The organism is Vibrio sp. R15-SG3-ISO1A, from assembly GCF_059833955.1.
Genome location: NZ_JCBDGH010000008.1, coordinates 1 through 13,283, shown reverse-complemented (window position 1 = coordinate 13,283; position 13,283 = coordinate 1). Strand labels below are relative to the sequence as shown.

Here is a 13,283-nt window from a genome sequence, read left to right as displayed (position 1 = left end):
TGTTTCACCCGCGCTCACTGGCGGTATGGTAACGCTCAAGCGTATGCGCAACGGAGCTTCATAATTTCTTGATTCACTTCCTTCACCGCTTTGAAGTGTTTGCTTTCTGCTTTTGCGGGTAGGATGAGCTTGCCATTATCAAACTCGAAACCTCCGACTCCGTAGATGTAGATTCTTCCCTTAAATAGCCGACTCACGTGTTTAGCAATCATACTTGGTGTATAGCGCTTAAACAGTCTCATACGTTGTTCCTTTTCTTTAGCAAGCACTGCGAATCATACTAAATTCCCCAATTAGAATGTGTGATTGTTATGGGGGAATATGCAGTTAAAGTCTTTCTATTTGGATATTTGTGTTGCTGTAGGCAAATTTACGGATAAATATCCAAATTGGTGTGATTGTTACCTCATTTATGTTCTGTCGATTCTGTTCGGTTTGGGGTTTCTCAACGCCGGCAATTAAGCCAGAGCAATATGACAGAAATAAGAATAGCCCAAACTAATAGGAAAGTGTTAGAAAATTGTTAATTGCCAGAAAAAATGCCCGCACAAGGCGGGCGAATAGTCACAGATGCATTACACAAAAAGTGGATGTCCTGAAACAATCAGTGGATTCACTTTTTTGTTGGAGAAGGATTACACTACGCGCTTTACACTAGGTGAATAAAATCGCAGTGCCAAGCAATACATCTTAATTCGCTCGATTCTTAAACCAACGCGAGCAGGATACTGCATTTTATTTCTGGTGACTATATATGCTTTAAAAATGAATAAAAATTTTTAATTAGTGATTACTAATTGCGATCTTTGTCACACAATCTCTGAAAGTGAGAGCTGTGTATCATGTATGAATGATATCTGATACCAAGGGTTGGCAAAGCTTAAGCAGGTCGTCGCACTGAAGAGCGATACCTGCAAGGGGAGAACCACTACTAATGGTGACAATGGGTTCATTAAGAATGTGAGCATCGAACAGTATCGGCATTTCCTGAGCGAGTAGTAAAGGCACTACAGCTCCGATAGGGTAGCCGGTGATAGTGGGGACTTCGTCTATCGGAACGCAGGTCATGCGGCGCCAATTGAGCTGCGCTCTCACTTTTTTCGGGTCAACGCGGCAGTGCCCAGGGGCGCACGCCAAGGCGTAGCGATCGCTCATATCACGCAGCAAAATAGACTTAACCATTTGGGCTGGGCGCACGCCACGTTGCCGTGCTGCCTCGTCAATTGTGATCGCTTCGCTCTCGTGAGGCAGCAAGCGATAAGACACCTGCTGCTGCTCTAGAAACTGCGTGACTTGAGTGCGGATATGCTTACGCCTCGTCAAGTGAGTATGGCAACGGTGCAAACGTCAGACGAGAGTGCTCAAGGTGCTTGAAACGAAAGGGCGTCTCTGCCTCTAGGTTATTTGGCAGCACCGCTAACGCGAGACACACGCCATCGGTGTATTGGTAGCTCGCCAATACATGGCCCGCACTGCGCCAGTTGTCACCGACCGCACGTTCAAGTTCCGCGTTTTCTTCCAGCGCTACATCGCACTGGCCTTTTAAAATAAACAGGGCTCGCTTGTTGATGCCACGGTATTTCGCTCGTGCTACGGTTTCTTGTCCGGTGTAGCAGCCTTTTGTGAAGCTAATCCCGCCGAGAGCTTGAAGGTTCAGCGCTTGAGGAATGTGCTCATTTTGCTGCGCTTGAGTAAGGCTAGGGCTGGCCAATTGAATGTCGTACAGGCGCCACAGTGACTCATCGCTCTTTTGCCCTTCAAAGGTATCGACGATTTGAAATGCCGTCTCTTCATTGGTGATCACAACCCAGCGCTGCTGGCCGATACGTACCGCGCTGCCTTCGTGTAGCAAACGCACATCACCGCGCTCTTGAGTCAAAGCATCAATAAATGCATCGGCGGCACTGCCCATCACGCCCAGGAGTGTTAGCGAACTTTCACTGAACTCCACTTTGGAAAAAATGGCGTATTTTTTTAACTCGGCGATCTCTTTCTCAACTAAAGCCTTAGGCTGAAACATCCCATAACCTTGTTGGTGATGAAAGAGATGAAACGCACTCCATACCTTACCTTTCGCATCGCAATGGGCGCCGAGGCGAACTTCATCTTGCGCCAGAGTCACGACGTCACAGGTCAACTGCCCTTGCAGGTAAGACTTACTGTCTTGGCCGGCTGCCTGAATTAGTGCCCAAGACTCCAGTGGCGCTATGGCAAGCGAAGGAAGAGCGTCTTGCGAAGAGAGTGGGAGTGGCGAAAATGTCGTGTTCCAGTCCATAGTTGACTACCTAATGAGTAATGAAGGTGACTTAATTGGGCTATCATAATGCCCCTCTGCGCCCTGAAACAACCTTTGTCTTCAACAGCAAGCGTTCGGACTGTGACTGAGTTAGTAGTTGCAAAGTGCTTTGCTTGTTACACTCGGCGAAAACAACCGACAAGGTGAGGAATAAATAGAATGTACACCGCGGAAGAGAAAGCGCGTATCAAATGGGGATGTCGCCGAGGAATGTTGGAACTGGATGTGGTCATCATGCCGTTTTTCGAAGAGTGCTTTGATAGCCTACAAGAAAACGAACAGCGCGATTTTGTGTCACTGCTAGAGTGTGATGATCCGGACTTGTTCACCTGGATAATGGGACACGGTCGCAGTGAAAACCTAGGTCATGCAGCAATGGTGGACAAAATTGTCGCCCACAACCTCAGTAAGGTACGTTAACTCCCCTTCATCCATGAGCGTTTACGCTCATCCTTCTTTTATGGCTGCTCAAGTCAATGTCATTGTATCGATGTTGACTTGCTGTCTGCTCATCACAAGCGCTTTACCTTTAGTTGTGACGCCTATTGTGTTGTTGCCTCTGTTTCGATGGGCCAACTCAGACGGGATGCTTCAGGAGTCTCTAAAGGGGGCTATCACATTTGATGCTGATTTTTGCTATCACTACCAAGGTCGACAGTTTGGGATCAAAGCGGTCTCCACCGCTTTGTCTGCGTGGGCGCTGTGTTTGACACGTAGTGACGGTAAGCGTGTGTTGTTGTGGCGAGACAGTCTGCCCGATGAGCACTATCGACATTTGCTGGTGGCGTTGCGTCAAACCAAGTTGCAGCAAACAAAAAGGGAGCAGCGCGCTCCCTAGTGTTAATTTTTGATCGACTGACGTCTATCTGGCACGAGAATGGTCGGGCCGCTGTCTTTGGCCAGTTCAGGGTAGTCGAGGGTGTAATGCAAGCCGCGACTCTCTTTACGTTGCATGGCACAGCGCACCATTAACTCTGCCACTTGGAGCAGATTTCGCAATTCCAACAGGTTATTCGAGACTTTAAAGTTGCTGTAGTACTCGTGTGTCTCTTGCTGAAGCAGTTGGATACGGCGCATGGCGCGCTCTAAGCGTTTGTCGGTACGGACAATGCCCATGTAATCCCACATGAACAGGCGCAGTTCATGCCAGTTATGTTGGATCACCACCTCTTCGTCTGAGCAGCTGACTTGGCTTTCATCCCAAGCCGGTAAGTTCGAGGCCAGTGTCGCCGATGGCAGTTTCTCAATGATGTCTTGTGAGGCAGACCATGCATACACCACACACTCGAGCAGAGAGTTCGAGGCCATGCGGTTGGCACCATGCAAGCCGGTGTAACTCACTTCACCGATCGCATAAAGCTGCGCCAAATCGGTTTGACCATTGAAGTCGACCATCACGCCACCACAAGTGTAGTGAGCAGCCGGAACGACAGGAATCGGCTCTTTGGTCATATCAATACCAAGATCGAGCAAACGCATATTGATGGTTGGGAAATGCTTCTCGATAAAGTCTGCCGGTTTGTGGCTAATGTCGAGATACATGCAATCGGCACCTAGGCGTTTCATCTCGAAGTCGATAGCGCGAGCCACCACATCTCGAGGGGCCAGCTCTTCTCTCTCATCGAAATCGGGCATAAAGCGAGAACCATCGGGGCGGCGTAAGTACGCACCTTCACCACGCAGTGCTTCAGTGAGCAAGAAGTTTCGCGCCTCTGGATGATAGAGACAGGTTGGGTGGAATTGGTTGAACTCTAAGTTCGCCACTCGGCAGCCTGCACGCCACGCCATCGCGATACCGTCACCGGATGAGACGTCAGGGTTTGAGGTGTATTGGTAGACTTTGGAGGCGCCGCCGGTGGCTAATACCACAAACTTTGCACGCACGGTTTCGACGTGTTCTTGGTTACGGTTCCAAATATAGGCGCCGATGACTTTGTCCTTATCACCGCCTATTTTATCTTCTGTGATGAGGTCGAGCGCGTTATGGCGTTCGAGCACCGTGATGTTTGGGTGGTTGTGAGCGTTGTCTTGCAGCGACGTTTGCATTGCCATGCCCGTTGCATCGGCCGCGTGCAAAATGCGTCGGTGGCTGTGGCCGCCTTCACGCGTGAGATGGTAGCGAGGCGATTCGCCATTGCCGTCGTCATCTTCTTTGTCGAAGGGTACACCACCATCAATCAACCACTGCACGCATTTTTTTGCATTTTCGGCGATAAATGTGACGCTTTCCTCTTCGCACAATCCTGCACCAGCGATGAGGGTGTCTTGGACATGGGATTCAATACTGTCTGATTCGTCGAAAACGGCGGCAATGCCTCCTTGTGCATAGTAAGTCGCGCCTTCGCTACGCGGCCCTTTGCTCAATACAATGACCTTGCCATGCTCCGCCACTCTAAGCGCCAATGAAAGACCCGCAGCGCCGCTGCCCACCACTAACACATCACATTGATGTTCACGGTTTGTGTTCATAAAACTGTTACGTTCCCGAGTTAATTTGTACCCGACAAAATCCATCCGCCACGGTCAGCTGTCGCGTACGGGTAGCCATGAATTGCAATAAAAGCTTGCTCTGGCTTGCTATCATAGCACCGCCAGTGGTGCAATTCTTCGTAAATTACATTGCTTTTCCCCTTGGCACTGCGCACAATCAAATCGTCTTCGTGGCAAGGGCATCACTTCTCAAAAAATAGTGAAATTTGTTTTGAACTTTATTTTTATTACTAGGTCACAATAGTGCTCAAGTAAGCAGTGGTGTCAATACTACATTTTGCATAATTAATGCTCATATCTGAGAGGATAAGAGTCGATAACAATAGGAGTACCCGCTCGAATGAACGAGCAGCTGACCGATCAAGTATTAATTGAGCGAGTTCAGAATGGAGATAAGCAAGCGTTCAACCTGTTGGTGATTCGCTATCAAAACAAAGTCTGTAATCTTATCTCCCGCTACATCAATAACCCAGGGGATGTCCCGGATGTAGCACAAGAAGCATTTATTAAGGCGTATCGAGCCATCCCAAGTTTTCGAGGCGAGAGCGCGTTTTACACTTGGTTGTATCGAATAGCCGTTAATACTGCGAAAAACCATATTGTTGCCCAAGGTCGCAGACCACCCGCGCAAGATGTGGATACTGAAGAAGCTGAATATTACGAAAACGGTAGTGCACTGAAAGAAATATCGAACCCTGAGAATTTAACGTTGTCCAACGAATTGAAACACGTTGTTTTCAGTGCGATTGAAGCACTGCCTGATGATTTAAAAACCGCGATGACATTGCGTGAGCTCGATGGCTTGAGCTATGAAGAGATTGCTGCGGTTATGGATTGCCCAGTAGGAACCGTACGTTCGAGAATATTCCGTGCTCGAGAGGCGGTGGAGAAGAAAATCCAACCGCTAATGCAACGTCAATGATAGGTAAATGACAACCCTAATGCCTGATAGATAGGATTAATGGTGAATGATAATGGCTGACAAAGAGAAACTTTCAGCGCTCATGGATGGAGAGTTGGTGGACAAAGGTCTGATTGCAGAGCTCGAGCAAGATGCGTCCAGCCAACAAGCTTGGAAGCATTACCATCTCATTGGTGATGTCATGCGTGGCGATGCGCCGCAAAAGCCTGAATGGAATATCGCAGACAGTGTTGCTTTGGCTTTGGAGTCTGAGCCAAAGCATTCTACTCTGCAAGATACGTCAGTGCGAGAGATCAACGAGACTGCGGTAGAGTCGCAGCCGACGCCTGCTCAAGCCCGTCGTCAGTTGCCCGCATGGCTCAATCAGTTTGGCCAAGTCGCGGTCGCGGCTTGCGTATCGCTGGCCGTTATTTTAGGCGTTCAGCAATACGGTGGGTCTGACGCCGCAGCGCCAGAATCAGACCAGTTACCTGTTTTGCAAACCATTCCGTTTGCGGGCAGTGCAGAGCCGGTCAGCTTGACGCGTTCGTCGGTTGAGCCGCAATCCAGTACGGCGAGTCAAGTCGATGTGCAAGAGCAACGCCGTCGCATTAACGCTATGCTGCAAGATTATGAACTTCAGCTGCGTCTGAACAGTAAAACAGAGCAGATGAATGACCACCCAGAAATGGTAGTTGAATGAGAAAAATCCTGATCAGTGCGCTGGCACTGTTCAGTTTGAATACACCAATCGCCTTTGCAGCCGATGACGCTGCGAAGGCGTTGTTGGATCAAATGAACGATGCCAGCCAGCACCTCAATTACGAGCTTTCTTACATCCTGATCAAGAAAAACAGTATTGAGCCTTTGCTGTACCGTCACGCGCGAGCGGACGACCAACAACTTGCCCACCTTGTCTATCTCAGTGGGCCTATCCGTGAAGTGATTCGCCGTGGCAATGAAGTCAGCTACATTGAGCCTGGTGTCGAACCGTTTACGATTGAGTCGGGTGAAATTGTCGCCCCCACCATCCCTTTGCTTAATGCCGACGTTGACGAATTAAGCCAGTACTACGATTTCGTCCAAGTGGGCCGAGCTCGCGAGGCCGGTACGGCGTGCCAAGTGCTGCGTGTTGTACCCAAAGACGGATTGCGTTACTCCTACGTGCTGTGGGTCGATGAGAAAACGCATTTGCCTCTAAGAGCGGATCTGGTGGATCGTGATGGCGAAGTGTTAGAGCAATATCGCACCATTTCCTATAGCGTCAACGAGCATATTGGCACGATTTTAAGTGGTTTGAATGAGGTGAAATTGCCAGAGGTCCTCTCACTGCCCAAAGGCAGTTTAGACAATCCTAATTGGCATGCAGACTGGATTCCAAACGGCTTTGAGCCCAAAGAGCTCAACCGTTATCGTATGGCCAACACTGAGCGTATGGTGGAGAGTCAAATGTACAGTGACGGTCTGTTCAGCTTCTCGATCTATGTCTCCGACAGTGACAATCTGTCACTCAAAGGGCAGCTTGTTCGTCAAGGTCGAAGAACGTTGCACAGCTTTGTTAGTGGTTCAGCGGAAATCTCTGTGATTGGCGATATTCCTCCTGCGACGGCAAAACGCATCGCTCAGTCCGTCACGATTGATGCTTCAAGGCACAACCAATGATGACGGCATTGGCGACCGTCTCCTCGGTCAAGGCGCACCATGGCGGATTTCACGTGGAGCTGAGCTGTGAGCAGCAGACCAGTTGCAGCAGTTGCTCGTCGCAAAAAAGCTGCGGCACGGGGATTGTGTCGAAAGCGGTTGGCAATAAATCACTCTACTGGCACTTAGAGACCAAACAAGCGGTACGTGAAGGGCAGGTGGTGGAAATTGGCCTGCCTGAGAAACGCGTGTTGCAGTCGGCCGCGCTGGTCTATCTGTTGCCATTGTTTGGTTTGATCCTGGGGGCTTGGCTTGGCTCCGCTCTCATCGCGCCTTGGTTTGACCTTGGCGAGGGCGTCGTCATTTTGTGCTCCGCACTGGCAACGGCAGCGGGTATCCTCTTTGCCAAGACGTTCGCCTCTCATCTTGAGCGACAGTCGTCGCAACAAGTCACTTTGATACGGATTCTGGGTGAGCCAATTAGCTAGTGCGTAGCGCTTAGAAATTGGGTAGAATCTGCCAACTTGTTTGAAATGCCGTCATATGACGGCTTTCTCATACCAATCTGGATAACTCTCTGAACTGAACTGCTCAGCAGAGGGTTATTTCGATTGGTATTTCGTCCCTATTTGAAAGAGTTTAGTCACACCAAATCATGAAGCACATTCGTAACTTTTCGATCATTGCCCATATCGACCACGGTAAGTCGACCCTATCAGACCGTTTAATCCAAGTTTGTGGTGGTTTAAGCGACCGTGAAATGGCCGCTCAGGTTCTCGACTCAATGGATCTGGAGCGTGAGCGTGGTATCACCATCAAATCGCAGAGTGTGACACTGAACTACACCGCTAAAGACGGTGAAACTTATCAGCTCAACTTTATCGACACTCCAGGGCACGTTGACTTTGCCTACGAGGTGTCGCGCTCTTTGGCGGCTTGTGAAGGTGCGCTGTTGGTGGTGGATGCCGGTCAAGGCGTTGAAGCACAAACCCTAGCGAACTGCTACACCGCGATCGAAATGGATCTGGAAGTCGTGCCTATTCTGAACAAGATTGACTTGCCTGCCGCTGATCCTGAGCGCGTTGCCGAAGAGATCGAAGAGATCGTCGGGATTGATGCGATGGAGGCTACTCGCTGCTCAGCGAAGACGGGTCTAGGTGTCGAAGATGTGCTGGAAAACATCGTTGCTGCGATTCCAGCGCCAGAAGGTGATCCCGATGCACCTCTGCAAGCGTTGATCATCGACTCTTGGTTTGACAACTACTTAGGTGTCGTCTCTTTGGTGCGCATCAAGAACGGTCAATTGAAAAAGAACGACAAGATCAAAGTGATGAGCACAGGTCAAACTTGGGGGGTGGATCGTTTAGGTATTTTCACGCCAAAACAAATCGATACCGACATTCTTCGCACTGGCGAAGTCGGTTGGGTTGTGTGTGGTATCAAAGACATCTTGGGCGCGCCTGTTGGTGATACGCTGACGTTGGCGAAAAACGGCAGTGAAAAACCACTACCGGGCTTTAAGAAAGTCAAACCTCAGGTGTATGCGGGTCTCTTCCCTGTCTCCTCAGACGATTACGAAAACTTCCGTGACGCGCTAGGTAAACTGAGTTTGAACGATGCCTCTTTGTTCTATGAGCCAGAAAACTCGGCGGCACTGGGCTTTGGCTTCCGTTGTGGTTTCCTTGGCATGCTGCACATGGAGATCATTCAAGAGCGTCTAGAGCGTGAATACGATCTTGATCTTATCACCACTGCGCCAACCGTAGTGTACGAAGTGGAAAAGACCGACGACACGCTGATCTATGTGGATAGCCCAGCAAAACTGCCGGCGATCAACGATATCGAAGAGATTCGTGAGCCAATTGCACGTTGTAATATTTTGGTGCCTTCTGATTACTTAGGTAACGTGATTACCTTGTGTGTTGAAAAGCGCGGCGTTCAAGTGGATATGGTGTACCACGGCAACCAGGTGGCGGTGACTTACGATATCCCGATGGCAGAGGTGGTGCTTGATTTCTTCGACCGCTTGAAGTCTACCTCACGTGGTTACGCTTCTCTGGATTACAACTTCCAACGCTTTGAAGCGTCTAACATGGTACGCGTGGATGTACTGCTCAACGGTGATAAAGTCGACGCGCTGGCGCTAATCACGCACAAAGATCAATCGCAAACTCGAGGCCGTCAGCTGGTGGAAAAAATGAAAGAGTTCATTCCACGTCAGATGTTTGATATTGCGATTCAAGCGGCGATCGGTAACCACATCATCGCTCGTTCTACGGTGAAGCAGTTGCGTAAAAACGTTATCGCTAAATGTTACGGTGGTGACGTGAGTCGTAAGAAGAAACTACTGAAGAAGCAAAAAGAGGGTAAGAAGCGTATGAAGCAGATCGGTAATGTCGAGCTGCCACAAGAAGCGTTCCTTGCTATTCTGCACGTAGGCAAAGATTAAGTTTGCCCACCGGTAAAGATTGAGCGCGCTAGTAGGTCGGCGATGTTGACTTGCTTTGGCGCCAACGTTTTGAGTGAAAGGGGTTACCCTTTCACTTTCGTATTTTTGAGATAAGGGAAGTCAATGGCGAACACATTTTCACTCATCCTAGTCATCGTCACTTTGGTGACAGGTATTGTTTGGCTACTGGAGAAGCTGGTTTTTGCTAAGCAGCGTCAACGCCAAGTGATGGATATCGAAGCGCAAACCACAGGTTTGGATGACGCGACGTTAGCCAAAGTGAAAAAGCAGCCTTGGTGGATCGAGAACAGTGTCTCCATCTTCCCCGTGATTGCGATTGTGTTGGTGCTGCGCTCGTTCATTTATGAGCCGTTTCAGATTCCATCAGGCTCCATGATGCCAACGCTATTAGTCGGCGACTTTATCCTGGTTGAGAAATACGCTTATGGACTCAAAGATCCCGTTTGGCGTACACAACTGGTGGAAACAGGTAAACCGGAGCGCGGTGATACGGTCGTCTTTAAGTATCCACCACAACCGAGTATCGATTATATCAAACGCGTGGTCGGCCTTCCGGGTGATACCGTGCGTTACAGCAGCAAAAAAGAGATCTGCATTCAGCCACAAGGTGAGAGCACTTGCCGCCAAGTGGGACTATCGAATGTGGTAGAGAGTCCGTTTATTCAAGACGGCGTACCACTTATCCAACTGAATGAAGAGTTGGGTGAAGTGGAGCATCAAATTTTGGTTAACCCACTTCGCCGCGATCGCGTGTCGGCGTATCAGCCACGCAGTGGTGTGAACGAGTGGGTCGTACCGCAAGGGCACTATTTTGTCATGGGTGACAACCGTGACAACAGTGCTGACAGCCGCTACTGGGGCTTTGTTCCAGAGGCCAACCTCGTTGGCAAGGCCGTTGCAATTTGGATCAGTTTTGAGTTTGATCGTGATGCAGACAGTGTCTTACCGACTTGGATTCCAACTGGTGTGCGTTTTAACCGCATTGGTGGCATTAACTAGCTTGTTTAAAGCACAAACTATCGAGAGAGCATGAATTCTCCAATCACTAATCTAGAAAACAGACTCGGCTATCCGTTCAACGATGCCGAGTTACTCCAACTTGCGCTGACGCACCGCAGCGCAAATGGAAAACACAATGAGCGTCTTGAGTTTCTGGGCGATTCAATTTTAAGTTTTGTCATTGCTGACGATCTTTATCACCGCTTCCCTAAAGTGAACGAAGGGGACATGAGCCGTATGCGTGCGACCTTAGTGCGTGGCAATACGCTGGCGGAACTGGGTCGAGAATTCGAACTCGGAGATCACTTAAAATTAGGTCCAGGTGAGTTAAAAAGTGGCGGTTTCCGTCGTGATTCCATTCTTGCCGATGCCGTAGAGGCAATCATTGGGGCGATATACTTGGATAGCGATATTGAAGTGGTCCGTAGGATTATACTCAGCTGGTACCAGAGTCGTTTGGATGCCATTAAGCCGGGGGTATCGCAAAAAGATCCCAAGACGCGTTTGCAAGAATTTCTGCAAGGGCGAAGAAAACCGCTTCCTGTCTATACAGTGACTACTATTAAAGGTGAAGCACACAACCAGCAATTTACGGTTTCGTGTGAAGTGGCAGGCATCGGAGATCCTGTCATTGGCAAAGGCACCAGCCGCCGCAAGGCAGAACAAGCGGCTGCGGAATTAGCGCTAGAGCAACTTAACAATGACTGACTCAACTGACAACAACGAATTTGATATCGATGCGTTCTTTTCATCAAGTGGTGAAACCGCGTCGCCAGAGAACCAACACTGTGGTTTTATTGCCATTGTTGGCCGACCGAATGTTGGCAAATCGACACTGCTGAATCGCATTCTAGGTCAAAAAATTTCGATAACTTCACGTAAACCTCAGACCACGCGCCACCGTATTATGGGTGTGGACACAGAAGGGGATTACCAAGCGATTTATGTCGATACCCCAGGGCTACACATTGAAGAGAAACGCGCCATCAACCGTTTGATGAACCGCGCGGCCAACTCTTCATTGAGTGATGTCAATCTGGTGTTTTTCCTCGTTGATGGCACCCACTGGACCAAAGACGATGAGATGGTGCTCACCAAGTTGCAGAAGTCGAAGTTCCCTGTTGTGCTTTGTGTCAACAAAGTCGACAACGTTCAAGATCGCAACGAAGTGATGCTGCACATGATGGATCTGTCGAAGAAGATGGAATTCGTCGATGTGGTACCGATTTCGGCCAAACACGGTAAAAACATTGATGTGCTGCGCAAGCATGTCCGTGAACACTTACCTAAAGCGGCCCATCACTTCCCTGAAGAGTATGTGACTGACCGCTCTCAGCGCTTTATGGCGTCTGAAATTGTGCGTGAAAAGTTGATGCGCTTTACTGGCGAAGAGTTGCCTTATTCGGTGACGGTGGAAATCGAGCGTTTCGATTACAACCCAGACACCGACGGTTTCCACATCAACGCACTGATCTTGGTCGAACGCAGTGGCCAGAAGAAAATGGTCATCGGTAAAGGCGGCGAGAAGATTAAGACGATTGGTCGCGAAGCGCGCCTTGATATGGAAGAACTGTTTGGCCGTAAGGTCTACTTAGAAACGTGGGTTAAAGTGAAATCGGGTTGGGCGGATGACGAGCGTGCACTGCGCTCTCTCGGTTACATCGACGATCTTTAACCGTTGGCTCTCTTAGCGCCTCGCTAAGAGAGCACTCTCCTCACTAGGTTGACGAAGGATCGCAACCTCGTGTCTGTTGTGATCAAAGGCTATGTCATCAGAAGGTTTACAACGCTGCTTTGTACTTCATCGCCGACCCTATAGCGAATCGAGCCTGATTCTTGACGTCTTCAGTGAAGAGTATGGCCGCATCACCTTGATGGCAAAAGGTGCACGCAGCAAACGTTCTAACCTCAAAGGGGCGCTGCAACCCTTTACACCACTACTATTGAAATGGTCAGGCAAAGGTTCAATGAAAACACTGCGCCAAGCCGAGCCGATCAGTTTAGGTCTCCCTCTTTTTGGTATCCATCTCTATTCCGCTATGTACGTCAATGAGTTGATTGGCCGAGTGTTGATGGCCGAAGTGGCGATGCCCGCTCTGTTTCATGACTACCTGCATGCGTTGACGGAGTTGGCGCAAAGCGAGAATCCAGAGCCTGCTTTACGCCGCTTTGAATTGGCACTGCTGTCGGCGATGGGGTATGGCGTGGATTTTTTACACTGTGCGGGCAGTGGTGAGCCAGTCTCACCGGAGATGACCTATCGCTATCGCGAGCAGAAGGGATTCATTGCCTCAGTGAGAAACGACAACCTGACGTTTTTAGGCAATGAACTGATCGCGATCAGCGAGCGTCGCTTCACCACAAAAGAACAACTCAAAGCGGCAAAACGCTTTACACGACTGGCCTTAAAGCCGTATCTTGGCGGCAAACCTTTAAAAAGCAGGGAACTTTTCATTGCAAGGGTTCCCAGAGCACGGAGTATGGAA

Annotated in this window: 15 protein-coding genes; 11 read left to right on the top strand and 4 right to left on the bottom strand. The window is 49.4% G+C overall.

The genetic code is table 11. From position 1 onward, the window contains the following. Positions 1–35 precede the first annotated feature (35 nt). From AC6R0L_RS00500 to ygfZ, 3 genes are all read right to left on the bottom strand, one after another. Positions 36–242, bottom strand: a complete 207-nt coding sequence (locus AC6R0L_RS00500) for a DUF1107 domain-containing protein (protein WP_334554167.1) — start codon at positions 240–242, stop codon at positions 36–38. A 598-nt stretch (positions 243–840) separates the two neighbouring features. Beyond that, positions 841–1,323 carry an aminoacyl-tRNA deacylase gene (locus AC6R0L_RS00495; protein ID WP_500627908.1) on the bottom strand — a complete coding sequence of 161 codons (483 nt, stop codon included), beginning with the start codon at positions 1,321–1,323 and terminating at the stop codon, positions 841–843. Next, complete coding sequence (ygfZ, locus tag AC6R0L_RS00490; protein WP_500627907.1) at positions 1,310–2,275, bottom strand: tRNA-modifying protein YgfZ; 966 nt, start codon at positions 2,273–2,275, stop codon at positions 1,310–1,312. The genes AC6R0L_RS00495 and ygfZ overlap by 14 nt, the downstream gene beginning before the upstream one ends. Before the next feature lie 180 nt (positions 2,276–2,455). On the opposite strand from ygfZ, the gene AC6R0L_RS00485 reads away from it, so the two are divergent. Further along, positions 2,456–2,716: an FAD assembly factor SdhE gene (locus AC6R0L_RS00485; RefSeq protein WP_334554172.1), complete on the top strand. Its 261-nt coding sequence runs from the start codon at positions 2,456–2,458 to the stop codon at positions 2,714–2,716. Continuing rightward, the gene (locus AC6R0L_RS00480) at positions 2,664–3,134 is read left to right on the top strand and encodes a protein YgfX (protein ID WP_500627906.1); all 471 of its coding nucleotides are present in this window, start codon (positions 2,664–2,666) and stop codon (positions 3,132–3,134) included. Before AC6R0L_RS00485 ends, AC6R0L_RS00480 begins: the two co-directional genes overlap by 53 nt. 2 nt (positions 3,135–3,136) lie before the next feature. On the opposite strand, the gene nadB is transcribed toward AC6R0L_RS00480, so the two are convergent. Beyond that, on the bottom strand, positions 3,137–4,765 hold the full coding sequence (nadB, locus tag AC6R0L_RS00475) for an L-aspartate oxidase (RefSeq protein WP_500627905.1): 1,629 nt from the start codon (positions 4,763–4,765) through the stop codon (positions 3,137–3,139). Between the two features lie 361 nt (positions 4,766–5,126). On the opposite strand from nadB, the gene rpoE reads away from it, so the two are divergent. The 9 genes from rpoE to recO form a co-directional block, all read left to right on the top strand. After that, a complete protein-coding gene (rpoE, locus tag AC6R0L_RS00470) occupies positions 5,127–5,708 on the top strand; it encodes an RNA polymerase sigma factor RpoE (RefSeq protein ID WP_334554176.1) in 582 nt (193 codons plus the stop codon). 52 nt (positions 5,709–5,760) lie between these two features. Beyond that, positions 5,761–6,390: an RseA family anti-sigma factor gene (locus AC6R0L_RS00465; RefSeq protein WP_500627904.1), complete on the top strand. Its 630-nt coding sequence runs from the start codon at positions 5,761–5,763 to the stop codon at positions 6,388–6,390. Further along, a complete protein-coding gene (rseB, locus tag AC6R0L_RS00460; protein ID WP_500627903.1) occupies positions 6,387–7,349 on the top strand; it encodes a sigma-E factor regulatory protein RseB in 963 nt (320 codons plus the stop codon). Before AC6R0L_RS00465 ends, rseB begins: the two co-directional genes overlap by 4 nt. Continuing rightward, positions 7,346–7,816, top strand: a complete 471-nt coding sequence (locus tag AC6R0L_RS00455; RefSeq protein WP_487901379.1) for a SoxR reducing system RseC family protein — start codon at positions 7,346–7,348, stop codon at positions 7,814–7,816. Before rseB ends, AC6R0L_RS00455 begins: the two co-directional genes overlap by 4 nt. Before the next feature lie 167 nt (positions 7,817–7,983). After that, on the top strand, positions 7,984–9,777 hold the full coding sequence (gene lepA, locus AC6R0L_RS00450) for a translation elongation factor 4 (protein ID WP_487901378.1): 1,794 nt from the start codon (positions 7,984–7,986) through the stop codon (positions 9,775–9,777). 123 nt (positions 9,778–9,900) lie between these two features. Beyond that, entirely contained in the window at positions 9,901–10,797 is an 897-nt protein-coding gene (lepB, locus tag AC6R0L_RS00445) for a signal peptidase I (RefSeq protein ID WP_500627902.1), read from the top strand. A 30-nt stretch (positions 10,798–10,827) separates the two neighbouring features. Continuing rightward, entirely contained in the window at positions 10,828–11,505 is a 678-nt protein-coding gene (gene rnc / locus AC6R0L_RS00440) for a ribonuclease III (RefSeq protein ID WP_334554189.1), read from the top strand. Further along, positions 11,498–12,472 (top strand): GTPase Era, encoded by a 975-nt coding sequence (gene era, locus AC6R0L_RS00435; protein WP_500627901.1) that lies wholly within the window; start codon positions 11,498–11,500, stop codon positions 12,470–12,472. The genes rnc and era overlap by 8 nt, the downstream gene beginning before the upstream one ends. Before the next feature lie 91 nt (positions 12,473–12,563). Further along, positions 12,564–13,283: DNA repair protein RecO (gene recO / locus AC6R0L_RS00430; protein WP_487901376.1), on the top strand; the 720-nt coding region annotated here is incomplete at its 3' end.